Consider the following 25,954-nt stretch of genomic DNA (forward strand, 5'->3'; position numbering starts at 1 on the left):
GCATCTTATCGCGGGCTTCGGTAGAAAACTTAACGTCTTTGGCAGCCATAGGCTTAGCCTCCAGTTAAATTGGAAATCTGTGATGGGTCGAAGGCTTGATTAGCCGACGATGCCCATGATGTCGGATTCCTTCATGATCAGGAGATCCTGACCGTCGATACGCACCTCGGTGCCGGACCACTTGCCGAACAGGACGCGATCGCCGGCCTTCACATCGAGAGCAACGACCTTGCCGCTCTCATCGCGGGCGCCAGCGCCGACGGCGACGACTTCGCCCTCTTGCGGCTTTTCCTTGGCGGTATCCGGGATGATGATGCCGCCGGCCGTCTTCTCTTCGGCCTCGATGCGGCGGACGACGACGCGGTCGTGCAGCGGACGGAACTTCATGGAACTTCCCCTTTGACTTAACGTGGCCCCGATGGCCACGCCTTGGTCTTGAATGCCTTGTTAGCACTGTCGGACGACGAGTGCTAACGACGATGGCGAGATAAGGAGGAGCTTTGAAGGAGTCAAGACTCTCAGACGAGCTTGATTGGCTTCGATGTGTTGGCTAGTAACTGAGTTGCATGAACAGCCAGCCGCTTTATCAATCCCTCTGGGCTGACCATAAAACCCTCCTGACCGAGCGGCGGGTCCTGCTTGCCGGCCTCCTTGCTCATGTCTCCATCGAGAGCGCTCAGCGTTTTCTCGATCTCAGAGCCATTGCAGATCATGCTGTCGAGGAGCAGGAGGCCATCGGGGTTCTTATTGGAGACGAGCTCGTTCGGGTCGCTGGGTTTAAGTGGGTAACCATGGATGACGATTACGGGTCCGAGCCTGTGGTAGCTCATCCCCACAAGATGGCAGTCATCGCGCCTCTTTCTGCGTTAACCAACCGCTTCGAGGACGGAGACACCCCCTTCGACATCCGGGATCTCATCGAGAATGCCCGAGCCATCGTCGAAGAAGTGGATGCCAAGAGCCGCGACTTCGAGGAATAGGTTCTACCGCCGGCTGGTCAGCATGGCGGCGGCCACGATGAGGAGACCACCCGCGAGGGTCGCCAAGGTCGGGACCTCGCTGAATACCCCATAGCCGATCAAGACGGCCCAGATCAGGGCGGTGTATTCCAGAGGCGCGAGGCGGGCAGCCTCCGCCTTGGCATAAGCCGTTGCCATGAGCACGTGACCGATGACGCCGAGGACGCCCATGAGCATGAACCAGGCGAGGTGCATCAGGTTCAAGGGCTGCCAGGCCCAGAGGCCGAAGGGAAGAACGAGAAGGGCCGGACCGATATTCTGGAAATAGACGATGTGCAGAAACTTGTCCCGCTGGGCCCGCTGGCGCAGCAGCACGAGGCTCAGGGCATAGGTGACCGCCGACAGGAGGGCCGCACCGACGCCCATCCAGGACCGTGACGACCCCGCCTCCTCCGTCTGGCCCAGAACGACGATGAGCGTCCCGCCGAAGCCGATGGCGATGGCGGCGATGATCCTCGGGTCCACCCGCTCCTTGAGCATCAGCAGCCCGAAGAGCGCGATGAACATGGGCGAGAGGAATGACAAGACGAGGGTTTCAGCCAGAGGCAATTGACCCAACGCATAGAAGAAGCTGACCGCTGTGATGACGGCGATCACGGAGCGCAGCACATTGGCTTGAACCGTCTCGCGGCTCGGCCAGCCCGGCCGCATGACCGCGACGACGCCGGTCGCGATGATGGTCCCGCAGGCGAAGCGCAGAAAGGCGACCTGGAAGGTCGGATAATAGACGGACATCCCTTTGATGACTGCGTCCATGAAAGACAGAACCGCGATGCCCGCGGCTGCCCGCAGGGCGGGACCGTATTGCATTCAAATCACGACGATGTGAGGCGCGTGCCTCCAGGATGGAAGCCTTCGCAGAAGAGTGAAGCCCTTACAGCAATTTAAACATCGCTTCATCCCTCGTTTCAGACTGTCGACAGAAAAGCCGATGTGCGCTGGCGCATAGAGCGGGGCCGTTCATTGGAAACAAAAGCCGCGCTTGTCGTTTATTGTTCGAAACAACAAACTAGGATGCTCCTATGCGCGCTTGGATCCCTTGCACAGCAATGCTTTTTGCCGCCCTTCTGCCGGCTTCGGCATCAGCACAATCCGTGTATGGAGGTGGGTCTTACTACGGTAACACCTACATTGCCCCGGAATACGATTACTATCCCTACGCCCGCACGCAGGATGGCTATAACGGAGGCTATCCCCTGGTGACCCGTCCGGCCACGCGCGGCTCCGACCCATATGCGACGGGCTCCGTGCGCACCCGCACGCATGTCGCCACCCTGCCGCAGTCGTATTCCGATCCCGGCTACGACAACAGCATCGACTATGCGATCTCGCCGGAATTCCAGCGCCAGATCGTTTCGTATCGCGGTAAGGAGCGGCCAGGCACCATCGTCGTCGATACGAACGAGAAGTTCCTCTATCTCGTGCAGGAGGGCGGACGCGCCATTCGCTACGGCATCGGCGTCGGTCGTCCGGGCTTCGAATGGGCGGGCCGCAAGACAGTGTCCATGAAACGCGAGTGGCCGAGCTGGCGTCCGCCGGCAGAGATGCTGAAGCGCCGTCCGGACCTTCCACGCTTCATGGAGGGCGGCCCGGACAATCCCCTCGGCGCACGCGCTCTCTATCTCGGCTCCTCGCTCTACCGCATTCATGGCACCAACGAGCCGCACACCATCGGCCAGGCCGTCTCTTCCGGTTGCATTCGGATGCTCAACGAAGACGTGGTCGATCTCTACAACCGCGTGAAGGTCGGCACGAATGTGATCGTGATCTGATCCGAGTCAGCACCGTCATGAAAAACGCCCGCCAAATGGCGGGCGTTTTTGCGTTTCGTGAGCGCCCCTGCTTTTTAAGCCCAGTCGCCGTCGTCACCGGCATCGCCGCCAAAGTCGGAAAAGTCATCGCCGCTCTGGTCATGATTCCCATAGAGAGAATCCGTGATGCCGGCGAGATCCGTATTGCCGCCCTGATCATTGCCGAGATCGGCGAGCGACGAGGCGGCTGCATCGGTGGGATTGTCGTTGCCGCTGAACGCATGCGACAGGGCGTTGGCGATCATCATGCCGCCGGCGACGCCCGCGGCGGTCGAGAGCGCCGACTGCAGAAAGCCGCCGCGCGGCTGCATCATGCCCCCGCCCCATGGTCCGGCCTGCGCCCGAGGCGGTACGCCATAGGATTGCTGAGGCGTTCCCTGAGGCGCGCCCCAGGGAGAAGCACGGCGCGCAGGAGGTGTATTGTAAGCCGGCTCCGGTGGACGCGCGCCCCCGCCGAAGATGCTGGAGAGGAACCCGCCGCTCTGCTGCGGCTGGCGGCTGGCGTGATCGAGCTCGGCACGCAACTGATCGTTTTCTTGCTGCAGCCGTGCCAGCGCCTGTTCCTGCACGAAGACCGTCTGCGCCATGGCATAGGGCGCATAGGGTTGCTGGCGCAATTTCTCTGCGATGAAGCGCTCGGCTTCCGGATCGCGGGGCTGGTTGGCCACCTGTTCGAGACGCCGGAAGATGTCGGCAATCACCTCACGTTCCTGATCGTTCATGGTAAGCCTCCTTCGCGCATGGATCATGAATCTGAAATGTAAGCGCGGCTTCGCGTAATGTTAGGGGCGCACAAGGCCAAGCTTGCGCATATTGTACAAGGCTTCGGGAGCGATGCCTTCCAGCTCTGCCACATCTCGCCATGAGGCTGCGTGCACCTCCGCGAGATCGGGATGAACAGCGCCCACCTCCGCTCTCACGATATAGCGGATATCGTGGTGCCAATGCTCCGGCTCACCCTTCCCAGGGCGGGCAGGAATGAGATGGCTGTCGATGTCGATGGGAATTCCCGACGCCCCATGCCACGGATCGATCACGAGACCCTGCACGCCCGTCTCTTCGAAGGCCTCGCGCAAGGCGGAGGCTTCGAGGGTCTCCGGGGCCTCATAGTGCCCGCCGGGCTGCAGCCATCGGGCAAGCGAGCGGTGATGAATGAGCAGAACCCGCCCCCCTGCCCCATCAAGGACGAACGCCGACGTGGTGACGTGACCGGGAAATGTGGAGCGGGAATGGATGTCGTCGCCACGCTCGATCTGCTCACGGAGCAAGGCGCTCCGAGCAGGCGCAGGGTCAAAGGCATGAGCATGCCGGTCGAGCACGGAACGAATGTGATCTCGAAACGCTGACGGATCGAAGGCCATGGACGATTTCCTGCTCGGAGCAAATCAGGATGAAGGGTAAGCGGTTCAAAGCCTGGCAGTTTTCAGGAGCGCTCTCAAGACAGACTTGAGCTATCGAGGAACATGTCGATTGACATGGCCTCGCGTTCCTCTACAACCACAAGCATGATCACGAGCCGCACCATTTTCGTCAGCTATTATACGCCGTCCCCATAGGGCGGCTGCGTTTGGTTGCGACCTCACGATCCATGCCGCCGCATTCCGGCGGCGTTTTCATTTCTGGATCGGTCTCCGGACTGCGGCTTTCAAAAGCCCCGGAGATATGAAAATGACAATTCCACAATCACTTTTTCTGAAGACGCTCACCGAGCGCGGCTTCATTCATCAATGCACCGATCTTGCAGCGCTCGACGAGACGCTCTGCAAGGGCCCCATTGCGGCTTACATCGGCTTCGATGCCACGGCGGATAGCCTCCATGTGGGCAGCCTCGTGCAGATCATGGTGCTGCGATGGCTGCAGAAGACCGGTCACAAACCCATCATTCTGATGGGCGGAGGCACGACGCAACTCGGCGATCCTAGCTTCCGCGACGCGAGCCGTCCCTTGCTCAGCGATGAGCAGATCGCGCACAACAGCGCCGGGATCAGAAAAGTGTTTTCGCAATACCTGACCTTCGGCGACGGGCCGACGGATGCCGTGATGGTGGATAACGCCGACTGGCTGGATCCCCTGCGCTACCTTCCGTTCCTGCGGGAATTCGGCACGCACTTCACCATCAACCGCATGCTCTCCTTCGACAGCGTGCGCCTGCGGCTCGAGCGCGAGCAGCCTCTGACGCTGCTCGAATTCAACTACATGGTTCTCCAGGCATTCGACTTTCTGGAGCTGTCGCGCCGGCACGCTTGCGTGCTGCAGATGGGCGGATCGGATCAATGGGGCAACATCGTCAACGGCATCGAACTGGCACGGCGCATTGACCAGCGGCAGCTTTTCGGCTTGACGACTCCGCTTCTGACAACGTCGGCGGGAACCAAGATGGGCAAGACGGCAAGCGGCGCGATCTGGCTCAACAGGGAGAACCTCAGCCCTTACGAGTTCTGGCAGTTCTGGCGCAACACGGAAGACGATGACGTTGCACGGTTCCTGCGCCTCTTTACGGAACTGCCGCTCGATGAGGTGCAGCGACTGGGCAAGCTGCGGGGTTCGGAGATCAACGAGGCGAAGCGCATTCTCGCGGATGAAGCAACACGCCTCGCGCATGGAGAAGACGCTGCCCGCGAGGCCTCGGAGACAGCTCACCGCACCTTCTCGGAAGGCGCTGCACCCGAGGGATTGCCCAGCATCGACGTTGCGTCCTCCCAGCTGGATGCAGGCCTGTCCGTGGCGGCCCTCCTGCACATAGCGGGCCTCGTCACTTCGCGCAGTGAAGGACGCCGCCTGATCAAAGGCGGTGGGGCGAAGCTGAATGGCGAGACCATCACCGATGAGGAGGCGCTCGCAACCAATGCCCACCTTCGCGACAACGTTCTCATGCTGACAGTCGGACGCAAGCGCCATGCTCTCGTGAGAGCGATCTGAGGCTCGAGCGCTGCTTATGAGCCAAAAAAGCAAAAGCCCCGCATCAGCGGGGCTTTTTTCTTACTCGGCATCCGTGGATTTCAGCGGATGGACGTTCGTTTCGACCTCTTCCTCGTCGAGGAGACCGGCGTCGTCCTCCTGCGCGTCGAGGCGGGTCTTCTTGCGGAGCGCGATGTACTTCTTCTGGATCTTGATGCGGCTTTCGCGCGCGATCTCCAGAGCGCCCTGCACGAGGGAGCGTTCGGCCTTCTCGTTCTGCAGCTCTTCCGTGAGGCGGCGATTGGCCGCCTCCAATGCGTTGCGATCCTGCTCGAAGCGCTTGGTGAGCTGGTCGATACGCTCGGTGAGGCTCGTGAGCTTGTTGTCGGAGCTCTCGATCTGGAAGTCCTTGGCGGCGATGGCCTTGTTGAGCATCTCGACGCGCTCCTGCAGTTCGATGCGCGAGCGCTGGAGTTCGTTGACCATGGCCACCTGACGCTCGACCTCCTGCTGGGTCGCCTCGAGACGGCGGTCGAGGGTGTTTTTCTCGATGGTGGTCTCTTTGAGGTTGCGCTCGACGGAACGCAGCGCCTCGTTTTTGTCGCGCAGCTGGTCGCGGGTATGCGACAGGATCTTGTCGGTCGCGCCAAGGCGGGAGTTGAGGCCTTCGATCTTCATGTCGAGTGCCGAGAGATCCGTCTGATGCGAGGAACGCTCAGAATCGAGCTGCGTTTCCAGACGCTGGCGTAGCACCTGCTCGGCCATGAGCTTGGTCTCAAGCTCGGAGGCGCGCTGGCGGGTGGCCTCGAGCTGGGTTTCGATCTCGCCATAGCGGTTGGTGAGGCTGGAGAGACGGTAATTCTGATCTTCCGCCACCTTCTGCAGGCGCTTCACCTCGTGATCGAGAAGGCCGTTGCGCTCGCGGATTTCGATGAGTTCGCGCTCAGCGCGGGCGACGGTCTGGTCGGCTTCCTGCGCCTCCAGGCGGAGGGCCTGGTTCTCTTCCGTGATGTTGCGGGCGCGCTCGGTCTCGATGGAGAGCTGGTTCTCCAGGTCGGCGACCATCGCCTCCTTGTCCTTCACATTGAGGCGCAGGTCCTCGATGTAGGATTCCTGTTCGCGGGTCTTCGACTCGGCCTTGCGCAGCTGGGAGACCGTGGCGGCCAGATCGTCCATGGTGCGGGCATGGACCGTGTTGAGATCGTGCAGTTCGCGGCGGAGCGATGAGGTGGTCTCACTCTCCTGCCTGAGCACGGCCTCCGTCTCCAGCAGGCGCGACTGAAGCTGGGGATAGCTGCGGATGAGCTCGCTCACCGGCTCGCTCAGGAGGGCGAAGTCCTCCTTCAGGCTGCGGATTTCCTCCAGCCGGTCGATCATGTTGGCGAAGCGGACGCGGATCAGCTCGTTCTTCTGCCCCACCGAATCGAGAGCCCCATTGGGGCGCACGACAATCGGCTCACCCTTTTCGGGCGGAGCGGTCATAGCGGCAGCAGTCGCAGCAGAGGATACCGCAACGTCACCCTGCGCCGACAGGACGCTGACGACCTCTTCACCCGGCTTCTTGCCGCCGAAACGGTTTCTGAAAGACGTCCAACCCGAAGACATGGCGCCGGCCCTTCACCCCAAATTTCACTCTATCGGCACCTTTTAACCCAGAGTCAGGCCAGATGAAAACAAAATTTCGTTGCGCAACCCTGTGACAGACTTACTCGGCCGCAATGGTTAACGGCTGGGAGACCCGCTTCTGGAATCCCGCTTTCTCAAGGGTTTCGGGCATGGGGCCGCCGGTCGCCCAATCCAGAAGCTCGACCGTATGGACCAGCGGGATCTCGGTTCCCTTGCCGATCTGGGTCATGCAGCCAATATTGCCGGTGGCAATCAGGTCCGGCTTCGTCCGCTCGATATTGGCAACTTTTCGGGCCCGGAGTTGATTGGCGATCTCCGGCTGAAGCAGGTTGTAGGTGCCTGCCGAGCCGCAGCAGATATGGCCTTCCGGGACGTCCTTCACGGCAAAGCCCGCCTTCTTGAGCAGGGTCTTGGGCTCGGTGCGGATTGCCTGGCCGTGCTGCATGGAGCAGGCCGAGTGGTAAGCCACGACGAGGTCGGTCTCTCGTACCGGGTTCATCAGATCAAGGGAGGCGACATACTCGGTGATGTCCTTGGCGATGGCCGAAACCCGGGCCGCCTTCTCGGCATAGGCCGGATCGTCCCGGAACATGAAGCCGTAATCCTTGATCGTGGTGCCGCAACCGGAGGCCGTGATGATGATGGCATCCAGCCCCTCCCCGTCCATTTCGGCGATCCAGGCGTCGATGTTGCGCTTGGCGAAGGTGTGGCCCTGCTCCTCGCGGCCCATGTGATGAACGAGCGCGCCGCAGCACCCCTCGCCTTTCGGCTGCACCACATCGACACCATGCCGGTTGAGCAGGCGGATGGCGGCCTCGTTGAAGCCGGGCTTGAGCACCGGCTGGGCGCAGCCGGACAGGATCGCGACCCGTCCGCGCCTCTCCCCTTCGGCCTTAAACGTGCCGGGCTGGTCCAGCGGCGAGCGGGCGGGCATGCGGGCCGGCGCCAGATCGACCATTGCCCCCAGCCGGTTGCCGAGGACCGGCAGCGCGCCGATCAGACCCTTGAAGGGCTTTGCCAGGATCGCGGCACCCATGGCAACGCGGAAGCGCTTCGGATAGGGCAGGATGCGCGCGAGCAAGCCGCGCAGGAGCCGATCGTGCCAGGGACGATGGTACGTCTCCTCGATATAGGCGCGGGCATGATCGACGAGATGCATGTAATGCACGCCGGACGGACAGGTGGTCATGCAGGACAGGCACGACAGGCAGCGGTCGATATGCTTCACCACCTCCGCTGATGCGGGCTTGCCGCTCTCCAGCATGTCTTTGATGAGATAGATGCGCCCGCGCGGTGAATCGAGTTCGTCGCCGAGAAGCAGATAGGTCGGGCAGGTTGCCGTGCAGAAGCCGCAATGGACGCAGGTCCGGAGAATCTTCTCCGAAGCGGCCATGGCCGGGTTTTCAAGCTGCTCGGGCGTGAAGTTGGTTTGCATCGCTTTATCTCAGATTGCCGATTGCCATTGGTTGATGGCATCAACCGGATGGATCAGCATGATGATATTGAGGGCGAGATTGTCGTGGATCCAGTACGCGGTAACCGCTTCCATCGATATGGCCAGAAGCACCGTCACCCAGATTGGAAGGGTTCGCGCTAGAAAGAACCCGACGATCATGGCGAAAATATCGGATACGGAATTGAGAACGCTGTCCCCGTAATAGTCGAGGGCGATGTTCGTCGCGCGGTAGCGCTCGATCACCATGTTGGTGTTCTCGACGATCTCCCAGGCGGCCTCCAAGCCGATGGCGATGAGAAGCGCCACCCCAAAGGGCAGCGCCTTGCCGCGAACGAAACCGATGACCCATGTGCCCAGATAGAACAGGAAGCCATGGATGATGTGAGACGGCGTGTACCAGTCGGTCAGGTGCTGCGAGTTGCCGGAATCGCGCACCACGCCATGCCAGAGCTCCACAGTGCCGCATTTGCAGATCAGGATGCGCCCCATGGCGAGCAGGATCGCGGCGGTCAATGCAATGAGAGCGGCAGCAAAAAAAGCATAAACGGCTGCCCTCGTCCCGCTCTTGTCGACTGCAGGGCTCAAGACAGCGGAACCTGACATTTCAGATGCCCGCATACATCCGGCCCGGATTGAGAATTCCAGACGGGTCGAAAGAGGCCTTGATGCCTTTGGTCAGCGTCATCACCGCTTCGTTCTGCGGCTCGAACACATCGACGGATGAGCGGATTTCGGCAGGCGCACGCACGAGCGTCGCGTGACCGCCCAGGGACTGTGTCGTCTCCCGCAGCACCGATGCTCCCGCATCGCCGTCACCGGAGGTCGAGATCCAGATGAGACCGCCACCCCAATCGTAGTACCATTGCGCTTCGAGGGCCTGCGCAACGCGCTTGGTGAATTCAGGGCCTTTGGTCGGGGCGGTCGAGACGCGCCAGATCGCGCGATCCGCGCCGTCGGTGAGCACGGTGGCATCCCGCAGCGATTGCCACACCGCCTCCGCGCCGCGGCCTTCGAGAATATCCGTGGAGCCGCCGAAGCGCTTGAGCAGGCGGCGCAGCTCGCCAAGCCGGTAATCGACCGAGACGGAAAAACCTTCGAGACGGATCAGCGTGCTCGCACCTTGCCGGTCACGCGCCGGAATGTGGGCGGCCCCAGTCACATCGAAGGGCGAGCCAAGCGCCTGCGAAAGCGCATCGATCGCTTGCGCATCGTTGAGGCCGCGCAGAACGAGGGTCGTCATGCGCTCCTGTTTGGGGAGAACCTTGAATGTCACTTCCGTCAGAAAGCCGAGCGTACCCCAGGAACCCGCCATGAGCTTCACGATATCGAGGCCGGTAACGTTCTTCATCACGCGCCCGCCGGACTTCACCACCTCGCCGCGTCCGTTGACGAAGCGCACGCCGATGAGGCTGTCGCGCGCAGCACCCGCCATGATGCGGCGCGGACCGGAGATGTTCATGGCTGCCACCGCGCCGATGGTCGGCTCTCCCCGCGTGCCGAGAAGTGGACGGTAATCCATAGGCTCGAAGGGCAGAAGCTGCCCTTTCTCGGCAAGCGTGCGAACCACCTCCGACACAGGAGTGCCGCTCTTTGCGGAGATCACCATTTCCGCTGGCTCGTAGAGCGTGATTCCCGTCAGGGACGCGGAAGAGATCGAGGCGTCTGTCTGGTTGGGCCGTCCCATCTCGGCTTTCGTGCCCTGGCCGGAGAGGCTGAGCAGAATGCCTTTCTCTGATGCGTCGCGAATGATGTCCGAGGCGTCCTGCTCGTCGCGGGGAAGATGGTTGGTCACGCAGCGAGCCTTCCTTCCAGGGGAAACACTTTGGCAGGGTTGAGAAGCCAGAGCGGATCGAACACCCCGCGCACGCGCATCTGCTGCGCGAGATCGACCTTGTTGAACTGGCACGTCATGAGATCGCGCTTCTCGATGCCGACCCCATGCTCACCGGTGAGGCAGCCGCCGACTTCCACGCAGAGCCTGAGGATGTCCTCGCCTGCTTTCTCAGCCTTTTCCATCTCGCCAGGCACGTTCGTGTTGAACATGACGAGGGGGTGCAGGTTTCCATCGCCCGCATGAAACACGTTGGCGACGCCAAGGCCGTAGGATTTCACGATCTCATCGATGCGGTTGAGCACGTATGGCAACTGACCCGTGGGAATCGTGCCGTCCATGCAGATGTAATCCGCAATCCGTCCCGTTGCGCCGAAGGCCGACTTGCGGCCCTTCCAGATTGCGGCGCTCTCGGCTTCCGATTGCGAGACCTTCAGGGTCTTCGGCTTGAATGGCTCCGCAATCGCGACGATGCGTCGAAGCATGTCGTCGATTTCCTGATCCGAGCCCTCGACCTCCACGATCAGCATGGCCTCCACGTCGAGCGGATAGCCTGCATGGGCGAAGGCCTCGCAGATCTGGATCGCGGGCTTGTCCATGTATTCGAGCGCCACCGGAATGATGCCCGCACCGATGATCGCGGCAACGCAGGCACCGGCATCCTCCACCGAGGAAAAGCCCATGAGCGCGGGGCGCGCACCTTCCGCAGCACGCAGGATTCGGACTACGGCTTCCGTGACGACGCCGAGTTGCCCCTCCGATCCGCAGATAAGCCCAAGCAGATCGTAGCCGGGAGCATCGAGATGCTCGCCGCCGATCTCCACCACCGTGCCGTCGAGCAGCACCATGGTGACGCCGAGCAGGTTATTGGTGGTCACTCCATATTTCAGGCAGTGGGCGCCGCCGGAATTCATGGCGATGTTTCCGGCGATGGTGCAGGCGAGCTGACTCGATGGATCAGGCGCGTAGAAGAAGCCCTCATGCGCGACAGCCTGGCTGATGCCGAGATTGGTGATGCCCGATTGCACCCTCGCGGTACGGCCTTCGAAATCGATGTCGATCACCTGGCTCATCTTGGCAACGCCGAGAACGATGGCGTCCTCCTGGGGGATTGCCCCGCCGCACAGCGAGGTTCCCGCCCCGCGGGGCACCACCTTCACCCCATGCTCATGGCAGAAGCGCATGATGGCCGAAACCTCTTCCGTCGTGGATGGGAGCACGACGGCGAGGGGCATCTGGCGATAGGCAGTGAGCCCGTCGGTCTCGAAGGCCCGGCGCTCATCCTCGGAAACGATGAGGGCCTCGGAGGGCACGAGCCGCCCCAGCCCTGCAATGATGTCCTTGCGGCGGGCCAAAACGGCCTCGTCCGGCTTCGGGAATGCGATCGTCATGACACCCTCCCCGGGCATTATCCGGCTGCTTTCAAGGCATAGCAGCTTTCCCACAAGGTAGCTGGCCTTGGGGGAGATTTCCAATAATGTAGAGCCTCTCTAAAGTGGGACATTCGTCCAGAAAAGGAGTTTTTGATGCGTGCCTTGGTTCTCTCAGCCGCCGTCCTGCTCGCAGGGCTCGCTCATGCTCAGGCCCAGGATGCGGCCGCCGGCGAGAAGGTCTTCGCTCAATGCCGGGCCTGCCATCAGGTTGGCCCGAATGCGAAAAACGCCGTTGGACCAGAGCTGAACGGCCTCATCGGCCGGCACTCGGGCTCTGTCGAAGGATATAACTACTCGCCCGCCAATAAGAATTCCGGGATCACCTGGGATGAGGCGACCTTCAAGGAATACATCCAGAATCCGAAAGCCAAGATCCCCGGGACCAAGATGATCTATGCCGGCCTCAAGGACGAGCAGCGGATCAACGATCTCATCGCTTATCTCAAGCAGTTCGACGCTCAGGGCCAGAAGGTCACCCAATGAGCGATCCGACGTCCGCCCGACCCGGGAAGCCCCGGGTCGGCCTCTTCGTAACCTGCCTCGTCGACCTGATGCGCCCTTCCGTGGGCTTTGCCGCCGTCAAGCTCCTCGAGGATGCGGGTTGCATCGTGGAGGTTCCCGTGCAGACCTGCTGCGGCCAGCCCGCCTACAATTCCGGCGACCGCGGGACCTCCAAGGATCTGGCCATGCGGATGATCGAGACCTTTCAGGGCTTCGATTACGTGGTCGCTCCTTCCGGCTCCTGTGCCGGCACGATCAGGAAGCACTATCCGGAGCTGTTCGAGGACGATCCGAATTGGCGCGCCAAAGCCGATGCCCTCGCCTCCAGGACCTATGAGCTGACGAGCTTTCTGGTGGACGTGCTCGGAGTCACGCAGGTCGATGCATCCTTCGACGGCACCGTCACCTATCACGATTCCTGCTCCGGCCTTCGCGAGCTCCACGTCAAGAGGCAGCCGCGCAAGCTGCTGGCGAGCGTGAAGGGCCTGACCCTCGTCGAAATGAACGACAGCGACGTGTGCTGCGGCTTCGGCGGAACCTTTGCCGTAAAGTACAGCGACATCTCCGGCGCCATCGTCGATGCCAAGACCAAGAATGTGGAAGCCGCGCAGGCCGCGACCCTGCTCGCGGGCGATCTCGGCTGTCTCATGAACATGGCAGGAAAGCTCAGCCGCGACGGCAAGCCGATCACCGTGCGGCACGTCGCCGAAGTGCTCGCCGGCATGACGGACGAACCGGCTATCGGCCTCGCCAGGGATACGCGGAATAAGACAAGTCAGCCATGAACGTTCACTCCACGTCTCCTCAATTCAAGCAGAACGCTGCCCGCGCCCTTCATGATGTTCAGCTGCAGAAAGCGCTGAACAATGTTAAGCAGGGCTTCATCGACAAGCGCCAAGCTGCAGCCGACAAGCTGCCCGAATTCGAAGCGCTGCGGGATTCCGCCCGCGACATCAAGAACCACACCCTCGAACATCTCGACCTCTATCTCGAAGCCTATGAGGAGAAGGTGAAGGCGTCCGGCGGACACGTGCATTTCGCCCGCAATGCGGAGGAAGCACGCGAGATCATCTTGAACATCTGCCGCGACTCCGGCGCGAAGACGGTGACCAAGGGCAAGTCGATGATCTCCGAGGAAATCGGGATCAACCACTACCTTGAGGCCAATGGCATTCGTCCTGTCGAGACGGATCTCGGCGAATACATCATCCAGCTCCGCAACGAGCTGCCGAGCCACATCATCGCGCCTGCGGTGCACCTCAACGCTACGCAGGTAGAGCAGGATTTCCGCCGCGTGCATACGCATCTCGATGCGAAGCGCGATTTGTCGGAGCCCGTCCAACTGCTGACCGAGGCGCGCGCCGTGCTGCGCGAGCGGTTTCTTGCAGCCGATGTCGGCATCACCGGCGCGAACTTCCTGGTAGCGGAAACCGGCACGTCGATCATCGTCACCAACGAGGGCAACGGAGATCTCACGCAGATCCTGCCGAAGACGCATATCGTGCTCGCCTCCATCGAGAAGCTGGTGCCGACGCTGGATGATGTGAGCCAGCTGCTGCGTGTGCTCGCGCGCTCGGCGACAGGCCAGGAAATGTCGGTCTACACCACCTTCTCCACCGGTCCCCGCCGCGCCAGCGATGCGGATGGGCCCGAGAATTACCACGTGGTGCTCATCGACAACGGACGCTCCTCCATGCTCGGCACGAGCTTCGAGGAGATGCTCCGCTGCATCCGGTGCGGCGCCTGCATGAACCATTGCCCGGTCTATCATGCGGTTGGCGGACACGCCTATGGCTGGGTTTATCCCGGCCCCATGGGAGCCGTGCTCACACCTTCGCTGATCGGCGTGGACAAGGCGGGGCATCTGCCGAACGCTTCCACCTTCTGTGGACGATGCGAGAGCGTGTGCCCGGTGCGCATTCCGCTGCCCAAGTTGATGCGTCATTGGCGCGAGCGGGAATTCGAACGGCACCTGACGCCGGCTTCCGTGCGCTCGGGCCTGGGGCTCTGGGGCTTTTTCGCCAGACGTCCTGCCCTTTACCGCCTCGCCACGAGAGCCGCGATGGCAACCCTCGGATTTGCGGGCCGCCAGCGCGGCCGGTTCACATGGCTGCCCTTCTCGAAAGGCTGGACAAAGTACCGCGATTTCCCGGCGCCACAGGGGGAGACATTCCAGGCGCGCTGGCAGCGCGAGCGTAAGGGACGGACAGCATGAGCGCCCGCGACGAGATTTTCGCCAACATCCGCCGCTCCCTCGGCGTAAAGGGCAGCGAGACCATCCGCAAGCAGATCGTGCAGGATCGGCTAGAGCGCTCGCCGAAAGGCGTCATTCCTGCACGCGGACAGGTTTCCGGTGAGGAGCGCATCGCCCTGTTCAAAACGATGGCCGAGGCCTCTCTCGCGACGGTGACGGAGGTTTCCTCCACCGCCGATGTACCGCAATCCATCGCCCTGTTCCTGCGCGACCACAATCTGCCCGCGACGCTCCGCATGGGCGACGATCCGCGCCTCAAGTCGATGCCGTGGGGCGACACGACGCTGGAGATCGCGCATGGCCCGAGCGAGGGCAGCGATCTCAATGCGGTCAGCCACGCCTTCGGCGGCGTGGCGGAAACCGGCACCCTCGCCATGATCTCGGGCCATGAGAACCCCTCTACCCTCAACTTCCTGCCCGACAACCACATCATCGTGGTCTCGGCGAAGGACATCGCGAGCGATTATGAATCCGTGTGGGGCCGGGTGCGCTTCGCCTTCGGCAAAGGCAGCATGCCGCGAACGGTGAACTGGATCACGGGCCCGTCCCGCTCCGGCGATATCGAGCAGACCCTGCTCCTCGGCGCACACGGACCCAGGCGGCTGCATGTCGTTGTGGTCCGGGAATAAGCTGGCCTCGAAAAGTCTGCGCAGCGGCATATTTTCTGCTGCGCAGCTTGGAGGCTCTTATGTCGCTACGCCCTCTGATCTTTCGCACCATCCGCTGGTCGGCCTGGAATGGCTGCGAGACCGGTCTTGAACATGTCGATGTTCGCCCGTCCGATGGCGGCCACACGATCTCCGGCTTAGTGATCGGCGAGGAGAATGGATCGAGGTTCGGCCTTCATTACCGCCTGAAGGTGGACTCGCTCTGGCACACCAAGGCGGTGCATCTTCAAACGACATCGGGACAGATGCTCGATCTGGAGAGCAACGGGCAAGGCAGCTGGAGCGAGAACGGCAAGGCCCGCCCGGATCTGCAGGGCTGCATCGATGTCGATATTCAGGCCACGCCATTGACCAACACGCTGCCGATCCGCCGCCTGGAATGGGCGTCCGGACAGACCACCGACATACGGCTTTGCTACATCGCCGTGCCGGACTTGACCGCTTCTGCTCAGGATCAGCGCTACACTGCCATCGAACCCGGCTCGCTCTATCGCTTCGAGAGCATTGCGAGCGGCTTCACGGCGGACCTTCCTGTCGATGCAGACGGCTTCGTACGGGATTATCCTGAATTGTTCCGGCGCTTGAACTGACGGATTCTCACAGGCGTGACAACTCGGCGCGCATGCATGCTCTGGCGCGCGCTCAAGATATCAGCTAAGTATCTGAAATCACAAGTAGTTTTTAATAGTTCTAAACTAGAAAAACAAATGATTGTCTGCTCCTGCAACATCCTCTCCGACGGCGATGTGAAAGCCTGCCTCAAGCCCGGACCGGAATGTCCGCGCACCCCTGCGCAGGTTTATCGCTGTCTCGGCTGCAGTCCCAATTGCGGGCGTTGTGCGAGGACGATCCGCGCCATCATGGATCAGGCCCTGAGCGATGCGGGCGTGGAACCTATTGCGGCTTGCCAGCGGGGATGCTGCCCGACTTCGCTGGAAAAAGCCGCCGCCGAACCAACCCTTTGAATATTAGGGCTTCCCTCCTAATTCATAAGTATTCTAAACAGAGGCCACCCGGCGCTACCGGGTGCTGTTTTATACGAGGGTAGGATGAAGGGCGATCCAAAGGTTATTGAGTATCTCAACCGCGGCCTGCGCAGCGAGCTGACGGCAGTCAACCAGTACTGGCTGCACTACCGCCTCCTCGACGACTGGGGTTACAAGGAGCTTGCCAAGACGTGGCGCAAGGAATCCATTGAGGAGATGCATCACGCGGATCGCTTCATCGAGCGCATCATCTTCCTCGAGGGCTTTGCCAACCTGCAGGTTCTCGATCCTCTGCGCATCGGACAGAACATCCAGGAAATTCTCGAGTCCGATCTCGCCGCCGAGTACGATGCGCGCAATCTCTACGGCGAGGCCGCGGCTTATTGCGACAGCATCGGAGACCGGGTGTCCAAGAACCTCTTCGAAGAGCTGATGGCCGACGAAGAGGGGCACATCGATTTTCTGGAAACCCAGATCAATCTCGTCCAGCAGATCGGAGTCGAGCTCTACGCCCAGAAGCATATCGGCGGCCTCGACGAAGGTCACTGAGGCTCAAGCCCTGCTCCATGAATTCAACGGCCCGCCCTTAAGCGGGCCGTTTTGCTTTAAGACGGTTCCGCCAATTTCTCGGGCTCCGCGATGGAGGCGATGGGCAGCGTCACGAGGCGCAGCTCCGGATCGTCCGGATCGATGCGTACCGAGAACCCGAGGCTCCGGCACATGTCGAGCATGGTCGTGTTCTCCCGCAGCACCTGCCCCTCCACTTCGCGCAAGCCCTCCACCTTCGCCCATTCGATCATGAGGCGCATGAGGGTCCAGCCGAGGCCAATGCCTTTGAGATCGGAACGCAGGAGAATGCCGTACTCTCCCGTTTCATGGTTTGCATCCGCATGCACGCGGACCGCGCCCATCATATCGCCCGTGCCCGTATCGAATGCCACGAAGGCAATGGCGCGGGCGTAATCGAGCTGGGTGAGGCGCGCGAGGAAGGTGTGGCTGAAGTCGCGGACAGGCGCGAAGAAGCGAAGACGCAGGTCCTCCGGCGTGATCTGTTCGAAGAAGGCCCTGAAGGCTTCCTCGTCCTCAGGCCTGACGGGCCGGACGAAAGCCGTGCGCCCATTGCGCAAGGGGACCGTGCGCTCCCACTCCGCAGGATAGGGCCTCACCGCGAAGCGCGGATGTCCGCTGCCCTTACGGGTCTCGGGCGCGACGAGCACGCGCGCATCCACGGCGATGACGCCGGTGTGATCGGCGACAAGCGGATTGATATCGAGCTCGCGCACCTCCGGCACATCCGCGGCGAGTTGCGCGAGCTTCACGAGTGTCAGCGCAATCGCCCTCTCGTCGGCCGCCGGCACATCGCGATAAGCCTTGAGACGGCGCGACACGCGGGTGCGTGCGATAAGATCGTCGGCGAGCTTCAGGTCGAGGGGCGGCAGGGCGAGCGCCCTGTCGTTGATGACCTCCACCGCTGTGCCGCCGCGCCCGAAGACCACGACCGGGCCAAAGGATGGATCGTCCGCAAGGCCGGCGATGAGCTCGCGCCCCTTCGGGCGGCGCACCATTGGCTGAACAGTCACACCGGTAATCGATGCATCGGGCCGAAGACGCGCGGCGCGCTCGAAAATGTCGGCAGCCGCCTTTCGCACCGCTTCTTCCGTGGACAGATCGAGTTGCACGCCCCCGATGTCCGACTTGTGCACGATGTCCGGCGAGAGCACCTTCACCGCCACGCGCCCCCCTTCTTTCAGGAAGGGCTGCGCAGCTTTCACCGCCTCGTCGGCTGTCTTGGCCAGAAATACGGGCGCGGTGGGGATGTCATAGGCCCTGAGCAGCGCATCGACCTCGAGAGGATCGAGCCAGCGGCGGTTCTGCGACAGCACTCCCGCGACGATGGAGCGAGCGGCCTCCGGATCGGGTGAGAAATCGTGCGGCAGGTTGTCGGGCGTTTCCATCAACTGCGTCTGCGCTTCGCGGTACCGCACGAGCTGAAGGAAACCGCGGACGGCATCGGCTTCCGTCGCATAATGCGGAATGCGCGCTGCCTCGAACACTCGCGCCGAATCCGGATCCTCTCCGATCCATGCGGCAAAGACCGGCTTCTGCCGGTATCCCTTGGCGCGGTGACGCTTGATGACCTCGGTGACGGCTCGCGCCACATCGGCCGCACCCGCAACCGCAGTCGGGACGTTCAGGATAAGGACGGCATCGTTCTCAGGATCGTCGAGCAGCGCCTCGAGCGCGCCCGCGTAACGAGCCGGATCTGCGTCACCGATGATGTCGATCGGATTGGCCTGCGACCAGGTCGATGGAAGAATGGCATTCAGCTTTTCGAGCGTTGCCGGCGAAAGGCTGGAGAGCGTTCCACCCATGTCGATGAGACGATCCGTTGCGAGAACGCCCACGCCGCCGCCATTGGTGAGAAGCGCAAGGCGATTGCCGGGAAACGGCTTTTGCCGCCCGAGGGTCTCGGCGGCGGAAAACAGCTGATCGAGATCCAGCACGCGCAGCAGGCCTGCGCGGCGGAACGCAGCATCATAAACGGCATCGGAGCCTGCCAGGGCGCCCGTATGCGTTGCAGCGGCTCTCGCTCCCTGCGCATGGCGTCCGGCCTTGATCACCACCACGGGCTTGATGCGCGCCGCAGCGCGCGCCGCCGACATGAACTTCTTCGCGTTGTCGATGGACTCGATATAGAGAAGGATCGCGCGCGTGCCCGCGTCGGCAGAGAAGAAGTCGAGGCAATCGCTGAAATCCACATCGATCTTGTCGCCCAGCGAGACGATGGCGGAAAAGCCAACCTGACGCTGCGCCGCCCATTCCACGAGTCCCACCGCGACTGCTCCCGACTGGGAGATGAGCGCCAGATCCCCCGGCTTGGCATCATGGGCCGCGAAGCTCGCATTCATGCGCGCCCGCGGCGACAGAACGCCGATGCAGTTCGGACCCACGATGCGCAGGCCATAGCGCCTTGCCGCGAGTCTCACCTTGTTGGACAGGGAATCAGGGCCATAGCCGAGGCCGGCGGTCGCGATGATGGCGGCGGCCACGCCTCCCCTGCCTGCCTCCTCGATCACGCTCAACACGTTGCGCGGCGGCACGGCAACAACGACGAGGTCGGGCGTCTCGGGAAGCTTGGCGATGGAGGGAAAGCAGACCCTGCCCTCGATCTCCCTGTGGTGCGGATTGACAGGGTAAAGCGCGCCCGCAAAGCCGCCTTGAATCAGGTTCTTGAGGAACGTGAGCCCGAGTGAGCCGGGCCGTGGACTGGCTCCGACGACGGCAATGGAGCGAGGCGCAAATAGCGTATCGAGCCGATAGGTAGACATAAGGGATCCTTCGTCTCGGAGAGGACTTGGAGCGGTTCCCCAAAGCTAATGCCTAAAGCGGAGGGGTCAAATGTCCTAGATCAAAGCCTTATAGGCCAGCCACTCATAATCTTAGCCTATAAGAAAATCTGCAGTGTTATTATCATTTGGCTTTACTGGATTTCAGCATAATTCGAGAGCCTGAAAGGCCTTAATCTTTGATCCGATAAAAACGGAAGCTGAATAAATTTTTGTCAATGTTGGTGAGATTGACCAATCTTGCTCCCAACCCTTTTTGGATCTCTACATCCCGCCCGGCAGAGGTAGCAATCTTCATCAGAGACAGCGGGTCAATATCGCCAACCTCGGGGTATTGAGCGAACCTAAGAGCATCTCGCATAAGCTCGACCGCAATCGGCGCTTTGCTCGCATGAAAGGTAACGCTGAGCATTCTGACACTTTGCCCTGCATCGTCCACCAAGAAGAATACTGCGGCCAGAGGAGTTTCGGATTGGAAGCCACAGGCCCTGCCTTCGCATTTCATAAATTTGACTGAAGTCTGCGCCGCCTGCGGGAAGGACGCTCCAATCTTTGCGGGATCGTAGGCTTGAGCGTGCGCTACTCCAATGACCGCTCCATGACCGAGGAGAGCGGCAACGATCACAAACTTCAACATGGCAGGCCTCTTTGATCAAAGGCCTCGAATAGCATTTCAGGAGAATATATTAAACTATATAATGTTTATTCCGCCAGGACCCTTGTCGGGGGAAAAATCACTTCCACGAGCGTGCCCTCATTCGGGTTGCTCGAGATCTGCAGGGCGCCGCGGTTGGCCTCCACGAGAGCCTTGGTAAGCGGAAGGCCAAGGCCGGTTCCGCCGGGCTTGCGGGAGGTTGCGATCTGGCGGAACGGCTCGAGAGCAGCCTCGACCTCCTCCGCCGTCATGCCGATGCCGGTATCCCGCACCCGGAAGGCGACCTCGCCCCGATCCGTCATTGCCGTGGAGACGATGACCTGTCCCCCCGCATCCGTGAACTTGATGGCATTGGACACGAGGTTGAGCACGATCTGCCGCATGGAGCGCTCATCCGCCACGACCGGCGGCAGCTTGGAAGCGAAGCTCGTGCGCATGACGATGCGGTCGCGCATGGCCTGAGGCTGGAGCAGCGTGACGCAGGACGAGACGAGGCCGTTGAGATTGACGCCCGTGAACGACAATTCGAGGCGACCTGCTTCGACCTTTGCCAGATCGAGCAGATCGTTCACAAGGCTGATGACATGGGAGCCAGAGGCGTGAACGTCGCGCAGATATTCCTTGTAACGCTCATTGCCGATGGAGCCGAAGCGCTCCTCCAGCATCACCTCGGCGAAACCGATGATGGCATTGAGCGGCGTGCGGATCTCATGGCTGATCTTGGCGAGAAGATCGGATTTCTGCGCGCTCGCCTCCTCTGCCGCGCGCTTGGCGCCCACGAGTTCGCCCTCCGCTTTCTTGAAGGTGGTCATGTCGCGCAGCACGGCGCAGAACTTGCGGTTCTCGCCCTCGCCCACATGGCCCATGGTCATGAAGAGGGGAATGGCGCCGCCCTGTCGCTCCCGGCCCAGCACCTCGCGGCCATCGTTGAGCAGACTCGCGACGCCCGGTGAGCGCAAGCTCTCGAGATAATCCAGCACGTCCCTGTGACTCTCAGGGGCCAGCAGAACCGTGATGGGGCTGCCCGACACCTCCCGCTGATGATAACCGAACAGCGCCTCGGCGGAACGGTTGAGGGAGAGAATGCGGCCAGCCTCGTCGAGCAGGATCACGCCATCGGTCGCCGTGTCGAGGATCGCCTCAAGCTCGTGCACGCGGTCGTCCTGCGGCACCTGCGCATTATTCTGCCGGAAGGACCTGCGAACGAGCATGAGCTGCGCGGGCTCGCCGTTCCATTCGGCCGTCGAAGAGCGGACGGCGACGGGGATGCTCTGGCCATGGCGGGTCACCAGCGCAAGGCCGGAATCGTCTTCGCCCGTTGAATCCAAGGTCGGCGAGCCGCGGAACAGCGGCGTGAGACCGCCTTCGCTCATGATCTGTTCACTCGTCTCGTAGGCCGTCAGATCCAGAAGGAAACGATTGGCGAAGAGAATGGCCTCGTCGCGATGGACGAGAATGCCTACTGGCAATCGGTCGAGAATGCGGTCGGCATTGTCGGGCCGCGCAGGGACGGCAGATGCAGGCTCCATCCCGTCGGGTGCAGCGGCTTCATGAACGGCTTCCTCCTGCACGGCCGGTTCATCCGCAGGCGGGGTGCTGTTGGAGTTCTTTTCCTCCAGCCGCGCCCCCAATGCGCGGGCGATCTCGCGGAAGGCGTTGCGCTCGGCAGATGACAGGCTCGATGCAGGCGCGGGATTTTCCTTGGCATCGGCCTTGGGCGCTTGAGAAGTTATCTCAGGTTCGACCGGATTCTCTGGAGGCTTGGCGCTTCCAAGCGCCTCCGCAACCCGGTCGCGCAGATGAGTGAACCAGTTTTCATCCTCGGCTGGGGCAGCCTCGGTTTCATCCTGTTCGTCGTCCTGGATTCTCTCCGGCGGAGCGAAAGGAAGGGCTGCATCCGTCAGGAAGGCCTCAACATTGGAATCGGCGGGAGGATCGTTCGGCAGCTCGCGCCTGCGCCTCTCGTCCATGCGCAGCAATCCGAAGCCGCGGAAGCCGATGAGCTCACGTCTCGGGCCGAAAACAGGCATGCCGCCCCAATCGACTGGCACTTCCATGGGCTCGTCGTCCATCGCCCAATAGATCGTGCGGCCGCTCCAGGTTTCACCGCGTGCGAAGAGAGCGGCAATCACCCCTTCCGGATCGGAGACGAAGGTGCGTGTCAGCTCATCCCAGGATCGCCCGACGATGTCCCCTGCCCGCTCGCCGACAGCTTGCGCCAGAACGGGCGACACTTGGGTGAACCGTGTCTCCGGGTCCGCGTGCCAGACGAAGCGCAGGGAACCGCGCGGCTTTTCCTGCGGATCGGGTGTCTCTTCAGGTTCCTTGGCCGGCGCCCCCGCCTCGGAAAGCGTTTGGTGGTCGGGCGCAGGAACTGACGCGCTTGGCCGCTCAAAACCTGCCGGGACAGGTCCGAGAAGCGCTGTCACGAGAACCTTGTCCCCGTTCTCCAGCACAGCCAGACGACAGGCGCAGGGGACAGGCTGCCAGGGGCGGAGGGGGTTGAGACGCAGCCGCTCCAGGCGAGCCCCTTCCCATGGAGCGCCTCCGGCAGCCAAAGCCTTCAGGCGGTCGCGGGCGCGAAGGTCGGGGCTGAGGCCACCCGCCCTATCCGTGAAAGCCTCTCCCAACCCTTCCGCAGCCGGGGAGGCCCAGAGCAGCTGTTGAATATCGGCATCCCAGACGAGCACAGGCGCTTCGGCCCTGGCCATCAAGGCCAGATCTGGCTCTGCGGCGAGCCGCGCGATCAGCGCTTCGTACTGGTTGGGAGCCCCGTTCATGGCGGCCTCGATCTTGCACCTATAGGGTTGACCTTATTCAAAGGTTTTAGACCAATGTTGGCAAGGAGACAGCAGGCTTGAGACCTTGAATCCTTTTACTTTGTGGTAACCTTAATGGGTCAGGTCTCAAAGCAGTTGATTTTGCACCGCACAATGTGATATTGCACTGCACAATGACCTCAGAGGAGCGACACATGGCGACCAACCCGAACCAGAATCAGAATTACGAAATCCCGGCTGAAATGCGCGATTTTGCTGAGAAGAGCGTCGAGCAGGCCCGTAAGGCCATCGACGGCTTCATGAGCGCCGCCCAGAAGACCGTCGATACCTTCGAGGGCTCTGCGAACACGGTGCAGGCCAGCGCCACGGATGCCACCCGCAAGACTTTCTCCTATGCCGAACAGAACCTGAGCGCAGCGTTCGACCTCGCCCAGCGCATGGTTCGCGCCAAGGACATGCAGGAAGCCATGCAGATCCAGGCCGAGTTCGTCCGCACCCAGTTCGAGTCGATGCAGACCCAGATGAAGGAATTCGGATCGCTCGCCCAGAACGCCATGAAGCAGCCTGGCTCGAAGAAGTAATCGCCTTCTGCCCCGAACCTTCGCGAGGAAGCACGATGACGGAAACCAAGACGACAAGAACCCGCAAGCCCAAGAGCGCCCCGAAGGCTGATCTTATCGCGCTGGCGGCAGAGCCTGTCGCTGACGTGACGACGGTCGAGCAGGCTGCAGAAGCCGCGCCTGTTCTGGAGCCCACTGTCTCTACCACGTTAAAGATAGAGAAGAGTGAGCCTTTTGCATTCTCCCTTCGCGATCAGGGGGAAACGATCCGCCAAGCCGTGCGTGAGACGGTGGTCACCTCCGCTCAAGGTGCTCTCGAGGTGAACGACAAGATCATTCAGGCTCTGAACGATCAGGGGCATGCGGCTCTCGACCTGTGGCGTGCGACCATCGACAGCTCTCGCCAACCCGGCGCCTTCAATGTCCAGTCGGGCGCTGCGCGGCAGGCTTTCGAGACGGTTTCCGCTCAATGGAAGGACGTCGCCGAGACCACGGCCCGTTGGATGACGAAGAGCGTGGAGCCCCTTCAATCGGCTCTGCTGCGGCAAACGCGCTGATCGTCTGCTACCGAAAGCAGGCCCCATGCGATAAGGCTTGGTCATGACTGACCAAGCCTTTTTTCATGCCCCCTTCCCGGTTCCTGCCGTAATTGCCGTCGTCATTCACGAGGGGCGTGCGCTCCTCGTGCGTAGAGCCAATCCCCCGGATGCGGGGCTTTGGGGCTTTCCAGGCGGGAAGATCGAGTTTGGCGAGACGGTTGCAGATGCCGCCGCGCGAGAGCTTCTGGAAGAAACGGGCGTCAAAGGTGAAGCGCAGGATGTCATCACAACGCTCGACATCCTCGTGCCGTCGGACGATGGCACCATCCGGCAGCATTATATCCTGATCGCCGTGCGCTGCCGCTGGCTCTCCGGCCTTCCGCAAGCGGGCGACGATGCGCTCGAGGCATGCTGGTTTCCGATCCACGATCTCGATCCGGCAAGCCTTCCCATGAGCGCGAATGTCGACGAGATCGCGCGGCGGGCGGAGGCCATGAACCGTCTCTCCAGCATTCCCTAAACGGCTGGCATCAAACAAGAAAAAAGCCCCGCCATATGGCAGGGCTTCAAGTTTTTATGTCTCTAAACTTTGACTTGGTGAGGTCTAACTTACCAGCCCATCTCTAAGCGAAAGATCTGCCGCAGCAATCACGCGAACGGCTTATGGTTTATGAACAGTAAACGTTCATAAATCGTCAAGCATGACGCCAGCAAATACAGGCAATCATATTGCAGAGGTACCCCTTTGGAGCTTATTAAGCCGGGACAGGCAAGAACTGCCTAGCGTGCTTCGATGTTCAAGAACGGAATAAATGTAATGCGTAACTCCTCTCTCGCTCTTCTCGCTGCCGGCGCAGCCATTGCCATTGCCGCTTCGACCGCACAGGCAGCAGACCTTCCTTCCCGCTATTCCCCGGCGCCCGCCTACAATGCTCTTCCGACCTTCACCTGGAGCGGCTTCTATGCAGGCGTGAACGCCGGCTACGGCTGGAGCACCGGCACCAGCCGCTACTACGATCCCGCCTTCGGCGTGCCCGGTCGCGGTAAGGGCGGCTTCGTCGGCGGCGCTCAGGCCGGCTACAACTACCAGATGGGCATGTTCGTTCTCGGCGCCGAGACGGACATCCAGTACGCAGCTGTCGGCAACAAGGGCTCGTCCTACGGCAGCACGTATTATCCGGGCAATTCGGACGGCTACTTCGGCACGATCCGCGCCCGCGCCGGTGTTGCCTTCGATCGCGCTCTCGTGTTCGGCACCGCAGGCTTCGCTTACGGCGACATCGGCGGCAACAAGGCTCTCGACACCGAGCTCGGCTTCCACCGCGAGAACAGCAACAACTGGGGCTGGACTGTGGGCGGCGGCGTCGAGTACGCCATCACCAACCAGTTCACCGCTAAGGTCGAAGGTCTCTACGTGAACCTCGACACGAAGGATAACTACGCTCTCGCCGACCGCGTGAACATCCGTCGCGACACGGAGTTCGGTGTGGTTCGCGCCGGTGTAAACTACAAGTTCAACTAAGCGATCGTACATTCAGCAATGACAAGGCCCGGTGTGACTACGCCGGGCCTTTTCTTTTCAGCGATATA

The 25,954-nt window shown here is 61.6% G+C and carries 26 protein-coding genes; 14 read left to right on the plus strand and 12 right to left on the minus strand.

Annotation, left to right across the window (positions count from 1 at the left end):
* Window positions 1-99 precede the first annotated feature (99 nt).
* The gene (gene groES, locus BLP10_RS17845; RefSeq protein ID WP_091137671.1) at window positions 100-387 is read right to left on the minus strand and encodes a co-chaperone GroES; all 288 of its coding nucleotides are present in this window, start codon (window positions 385-387) and stop codon (window positions 100-102) included.
* Window positions 388-566: 179 nt separating this feature from the next.
* On the opposite strand from groES, the gene BLP10_RS17850 reads away from it, so the two are divergent.
* Complete coding sequence (locus tag BLP10_RS17850) at window positions 567-980, plus strand: DUF3806 domain-containing protein (protein ID WP_091137673.1); 414 nt, start codon at window positions 567-569, stop codon at window positions 978-980.
* Between the two features lie 3 nt (window positions 981-983).
* Here BLP10_RS17850 and BLP10_RS17855 read toward each other — a convergent pair whose 3' ends face one another.
* Window positions 984-1,829 (minus strand): DMT family transporter, encoded by an 846-nt coding sequence (locus BLP10_RS17855; RefSeq protein WP_091137675.1) that lies wholly within the window; start codon window positions 1,827-1,829, stop codon window positions 984-986.
* A 212-nt stretch (window positions 1,830-2,041) separates the two neighbouring features.
* On the opposite strand from BLP10_RS17855, the gene BLP10_RS17860 reads away from it, so the two are divergent.
* Window positions 2,042-2,791, plus strand: a complete 750-nt coding sequence (locus BLP10_RS17860; protein ID WP_244510659.1) for a L,D-transpeptidase — start codon at window positions 2,042-2,044, stop codon at window positions 2,789-2,791.
* Window positions 2,792-2,865: 74 nt separating this feature from the next.
* Here BLP10_RS17860 and BLP10_RS17865 read toward each other — a convergent pair whose 3' ends face one another.
* Window positions 2,866-3,552: a DUF2076 domain-containing protein gene (locus BLP10_RS17865; RefSeq protein WP_091137680.1), complete on the minus strand. Its 687-nt coding sequence runs from the start codon at window positions 3,550-3,552 to the stop codon at window positions 2,866-2,868.
* Between the two features lie 60 nt (window positions 3,553-3,612).
* Window positions 3,613-4,191, minus strand: coding sequence for an NUDIX hydrolase (locus BLP10_RS17870; RefSeq protein ID WP_091137683.1), 579 nt, complete (start codon window positions 4,189-4,191; stop codon window positions 3,613-3,615).
* Between the two features lie 307 nt (window positions 4,192-4,498).
* Here BLP10_RS17870 and tyrS point away from each other — a divergent pair, with 307 nt between their 5' ends.
* Entirely contained in the window at window positions 4,499-5,749 is a 1,251-nt protein-coding gene (tyrS, locus tag BLP10_RS17875; RefSeq protein WP_091137946.1) for a tyrosine--tRNA ligase, read from the plus strand.
* Between the two features lie 60 nt (window positions 5,750-5,809).
* On the opposite strand, the gene BLP10_RS17880 is transcribed toward tyrS, so the two are convergent.
* The 5 genes from BLP10_RS17880 to BLP10_RS17900 all read right to left on the minus strand — a co-directional run bounded on the left by BLP10_RS17880 (window position 5,810) and on the right by BLP10_RS17900 (window position 12,032).
* Window positions 5,810-7,333 (minus strand): hypothetical protein, encoded by a 1,524-nt coding sequence (locus BLP10_RS17880; RefSeq protein WP_091137686.1) that lies wholly within the window; start codon window positions 7,331-7,333, stop codon window positions 5,810-5,812.
* Window positions 7,334-7,433: 100 nt separating this feature from the next.
* Entirely contained in the window at window positions 7,434-8,789 is a 1,356-nt protein-coding gene (glcF, locus tag BLP10_RS17885) for a glycolate oxidase subunit GlcF (RefSeq protein ID WP_091137688.1), read from the minus strand.
* A gap of 9 nt (window positions 8,790-8,798) precedes the next feature.
* Window positions 8,799-9,413, minus strand: coding sequence for a DUF2585 family protein (locus BLP10_RS17890; protein ID WP_091137690.1), 615 nt, complete (start codon window positions 9,411-9,413; stop codon window positions 8,799-8,801).
* A 1-nt stretch (window position 9,414) separates the two neighbouring features.
* Window positions 9,415-10,602, minus strand: a complete 1,188-nt coding sequence (locus BLP10_RS17895; protein WP_091137693.1) for an FAD-binding protein — start codon at window positions 10,600-10,602, stop codon at window positions 9,415-9,417.
* On the minus strand, window positions 10,599-12,032 hold the full coding sequence (locus BLP10_RS17900) for an FAD-linked oxidase C-terminal domain-containing protein (RefSeq protein ID WP_091137696.1): 1,434 nt from the start codon (window positions 12,030-12,032) through the stop codon (window positions 10,599-10,601). Before BLP10_RS17900 ends, BLP10_RS17895 begins: the two co-directional genes overlap by 4 nt.
* Before the next feature lie 135 nt (window positions 12,033-12,167).
* On the opposite strand from BLP10_RS17900, the gene BLP10_RS17905 reads away from it, so the two are divergent.
* The 7 genes from BLP10_RS17905 (at window position 12,168) to bfr (ending at window position 17,032) form a co-directional block, all read left to right on the plus strand.
* Window positions 12,168-12,557, plus strand: coding sequence for a c-type cytochrome (locus tag BLP10_RS17905; RefSeq protein WP_091137699.1), 390 nt, complete (start codon window positions 12,168-12,170; stop codon window positions 12,555-12,557).
* Window positions 12,554-13,360, plus strand: a complete 807-nt coding sequence (locus tag BLP10_RS17910) for a (Fe-S)-binding protein (RefSeq protein ID WP_091137701.1) — start codon at window positions 12,554-12,556, stop codon at window positions 13,358-13,360. The genes BLP10_RS17905 and BLP10_RS17910 overlap by 4 nt, the downstream gene beginning before the upstream one ends.
* The gene (locus BLP10_RS17915; RefSeq protein ID WP_091137703.1) at window positions 13,357-14,790 is read left to right on the plus strand and encodes a LutB/LldF family L-lactate oxidation iron-sulfur protein; all 1,434 of its coding nucleotides are present in this window, start codon (window positions 13,357-13,359) and stop codon (window positions 14,788-14,790) included. Before BLP10_RS17910 ends, BLP10_RS17915 begins: the two co-directional genes overlap by 4 nt.
* Window positions 14,787-15,458, plus strand: coding sequence for a LutC/YkgG family protein (locus BLP10_RS17920; protein ID WP_091137705.1), 672 nt, complete (start codon window positions 14,787-14,789; stop codon window positions 15,456-15,458). Before BLP10_RS17915 ends, BLP10_RS17920 begins: the two co-directional genes overlap by 4 nt.
* A gap of 59 nt (window positions 15,459-15,517) precedes the next feature.
* A complete protein-coding gene (locus tag BLP10_RS17925) occupies window positions 15,518-16,087 on the plus strand; it encodes a putative glycolipid-binding domain-containing protein (RefSeq protein ID WP_091137709.1) in 570 nt (189 codons plus the stop codon).
* 117 nt (window positions 16,088-16,204) lie between these two features.
* Window positions 16,205-16,462 (plus strand): (2Fe-2S)-binding protein, encoded by a 258-nt coding sequence (locus BLP10_RS17930; RefSeq protein ID WP_091137711.1) that lies wholly within the window; start codon window positions 16,205-16,207, stop codon window positions 16,460-16,462.
* A gap of 84 nt (window positions 16,463-16,546) precedes the next feature.
* Window positions 16,547-17,032 carry a bacterioferritin gene (gene bfr / locus BLP10_RS17935; protein WP_091137714.1) on the plus strand — a complete coding sequence of 162 codons (486 nt, stop codon included), beginning with the start codon at window positions 16,547-16,549 and terminating at the stop codon, window positions 17,030-17,032.
* A gap of 56 nt (window positions 17,033-17,088) precedes the next feature.
* Here the strand turns inward: bfr and BLP10_RS17940 are convergent, their stop codons facing one another.
* The 3 genes from BLP10_RS17940 to BLP10_RS17950 all read right to left on the minus strand — a co-directional run bounded on the left by BLP10_RS17940 (window position 17,089) and on the right by BLP10_RS17950 (window position 23,265).
* Entirely contained in the window at window positions 17,089-19,812 is a 2,724-nt protein-coding gene (locus tag BLP10_RS17940) for a bifunctional acetate--CoA ligase family protein/GNAT family N-acetyltransferase (protein ID WP_091137716.1), read from the minus strand.
* 190 nt (window positions 19,813-20,002) lie between these two features.
* Entirely contained in the window at window positions 20,003-20,467 is a 465-nt protein-coding gene (locus tag BLP10_RS17945) for a hypothetical protein (protein WP_091137719.1), read from the minus strand.
* Window positions 20,468-20,532: 65 nt separating this feature from the next.
* Window positions 20,533-23,265 (minus strand): PAS domain-containing sensor histidine kinase, encoded by a 2,733-nt coding sequence (locus BLP10_RS17950; RefSeq protein ID WP_091137721.1) that lies wholly within the window; start codon window positions 23,263-23,265, stop codon window positions 20,533-20,535.
* Between the two features lie 194 nt (window positions 23,266-23,459).
* Here BLP10_RS17950 and BLP10_RS17955 point away from each other — a divergent pair, with 194 nt between their 5' ends.
* The 4 genes from BLP10_RS17955 (at window position 23,460) to BLP10_RS17970 (ending at window position 25,886) form a co-directional block, all read left to right on the plus strand.
* Window positions 23,460-23,846, plus strand: a complete 387-nt coding sequence (locus BLP10_RS17955; RefSeq protein ID WP_091137724.1) for a phasin — start codon at window positions 23,460-23,462, stop codon at window positions 23,844-23,846.
* 35 nt (window positions 23,847-23,881) lie between these two features.
* Window positions 23,882-24,382: a phasin family protein gene (locus BLP10_RS17960; RefSeq protein WP_091137726.1), complete on the plus strand. Its 501-nt coding sequence runs from the start codon at window positions 23,882-23,884 to the stop codon at window positions 24,380-24,382.
* Between the two features lie 43 nt (window positions 24,383-24,425).
* Window positions 24,426-24,884 carry an NUDIX hydrolase gene (locus BLP10_RS17965; RefSeq protein ID WP_091137729.1) on the plus strand — a complete coding sequence of 153 codons (459 nt, stop codon included), beginning with the start codon at window positions 24,426-24,428 and terminating at the stop codon, window positions 24,882-24,884.
* A gap of 297 nt (window positions 24,885-25,181) precedes the next feature.
* Window positions 25,182-25,886, plus strand: coding sequence for an outer membrane protein (locus BLP10_RS17970; RefSeq protein WP_091137731.1), 705 nt, complete (start codon window positions 25,182-25,184; stop codon window positions 25,884-25,886).
* Window positions 25,887-25,954: the final 68 nt, after the last annotated feature.

The sequence above is a fragment of the Microvirga guangxiensis genome (assembly GCF_900102135.1).
Taxonomy (GTDB): Bacteria; Pseudomonadota; Alphaproteobacteria; order Rhizobiales; family Beijerinckiaceae; genus Microvirga; species Microvirga guangxiensis.

Excerpts from the sequence above, each read along its gene's own strand:
- groES (WP_091137671.1), bottom strand. The coding sequence starts at position 387 with ATGAAGTTCCGTCCGCTGCACGACCGCGTCGTCGTCCGCCGCATCGAG.
- BLP10_RS17850 (WP_091137673.1), top strand. The coding sequence starts at position 567 with ATGAACAGCCAGCCGCTTTATCAATCCCTCTGGGCTGACCATAAAACC.
- BLP10_RS17855 (WP_091137675.1), bottom strand. The coding sequence starts at position 1,829 with ATGCAATACGGTCCCGCCCTGCGGGCAGCCGCGGGCATCGCGGTTCTG.
- BLP10_RS17860 (WP_244510659.1), top strand. The coding sequence starts at position 2,042 with ATGCGCGCTTGGATCCCTTGCACAGCAATGCTTTTTGCCGCCCTTCTG.
- BLP10_RS17865 (WP_091137680.1), bottom strand. The coding sequence starts at position 3,552 with ATGAACGATCAGGAACGTGAGGTGATTGCCGACATCTTCCGGCGTCTC.
- BLP10_RS17870 (WP_091137683.1), bottom strand. The coding sequence starts at position 4,191 with ATGGCCTTCGATCCGTCAGCGTTTCGAGATCACATTCGTTCCGTGCTC.
- tyrS (WP_091137946.1), top strand. The coding sequence starts at position 4,499 with ATGACAATTCCACAATCACTTTTTCTGAAGACGCTCACCGAGCGCGGC.
- BLP10_RS17880 (WP_091137686.1), bottom strand. The coding sequence starts at position 7,333 with ATGTCTTCGGGTTGGACGTCTTTCAGAAACCGTTTCGGCGGCAAGAAG.
- glcF (WP_091137688.1), bottom strand. The coding sequence starts at position 8,789 with ATGCAAACCAACTTCACGCCCGAGCAGCTTGAAAACCCGGCCATGGCC.
- BLP10_RS17890 (WP_091137690.1), bottom strand. The coding sequence starts at position 9,413 with ATGTCAGGTTCCGCTGTCTTGAGCCCTGCAGTCGACAAGAGCGGGACG.
- BLP10_RS17900 (WP_091137696.1), bottom strand. The coding sequence starts at position 12,032 with ATGACGATCGCATTCCCGAAGCCGGACGAGGCCGTTTTGGCCCGCCGC.
- BLP10_RS17905 (WP_091137699.1), top strand. The coding sequence starts at position 12,168 with ATGCGTGCCTTGGTTCTCTCAGCCGCCGTCCTGCTCGCAGGGCTCGCT.
- BLP10_RS17910 (WP_091137701.1), top strand. The coding sequence starts at position 12,554 with ATGAGCGATCCGACGTCCGCCCGACCCGGGAAGCCCCGGGTCGGCCTC.
- BLP10_RS17915 (WP_091137703.1), top strand. The coding sequence starts at position 13,357 with ATGAACGTTCACTCCACGTCTCCTCAATTCAAGCAGAACGCTGCCCGC.
- BLP10_RS17920 (WP_091137705.1), top strand. The coding sequence starts at position 14,787 with ATGAGCGCCCGCGACGAGATTTTCGCCAACATCCGCCGCTCCCTCGGC.
- BLP10_RS17925 (WP_091137709.1), top strand. The coding sequence starts at position 15,518 with ATGTCGCTACGCCCTCTGATCTTTCGCACCATCCGCTGGTCGGCCTGG.
- BLP10_RS17930 (WP_091137711.1), top strand. The coding sequence starts at position 16,205 with ATGATTGTCTGCTCCTGCAACATCCTCTCCGACGGCGATGTGAAAGCC.
- bfr (WP_091137714.1), top strand. The coding sequence starts at position 16,547 with ATGAAGGGCGATCCAAAGGTTATTGAGTATCTCAACCGCGGCCTGCGC.
- BLP10_RS17940 (WP_091137716.1), bottom strand. The coding sequence starts at position 19,812 with ATGTCTACCTATCGGCTCGATACGCTATTTGCGCCTCGCTCCATTGCC.
- BLP10_RS17945 (WP_091137719.1), bottom strand. The coding sequence starts at position 20,467 with ATGTTGAAGTTTGTGATCGTTGCCGCTCTCCTCGGTCATGGAGCGGTC.
- BLP10_RS17950 (WP_091137721.1), bottom strand. The coding sequence starts at position 23,265 with ATGAACGGGGCTCCCAACCAGTACGAAGCGCTGATCGCGCGGCTCGCC.
- BLP10_RS17955 (WP_091137724.1), top strand. The coding sequence starts at position 23,460 with ATGGCGACCAACCCGAACCAGAATCAGAATTACGAAATCCCGGCTGAA.
- BLP10_RS17960 (WP_091137726.1), top strand. The coding sequence starts at position 23,882 with ATGACGGAAACCAAGACGACAAGAACCCGCAAGCCCAAGAGCGCCCCG.
- BLP10_RS17965 (WP_091137729.1), top strand. The coding sequence starts at position 24,426 with ATGACTGACCAAGCCTTTTTTCATGCCCCCTTCCCGGTTCCTGCCGTA.
- BLP10_RS17970 (WP_091137731.1), top strand. The coding sequence starts at position 25,182 with ATGCGTAACTCCTCTCTCGCTCTTCTCGCTGCCGGCGCAGCCATTGCC.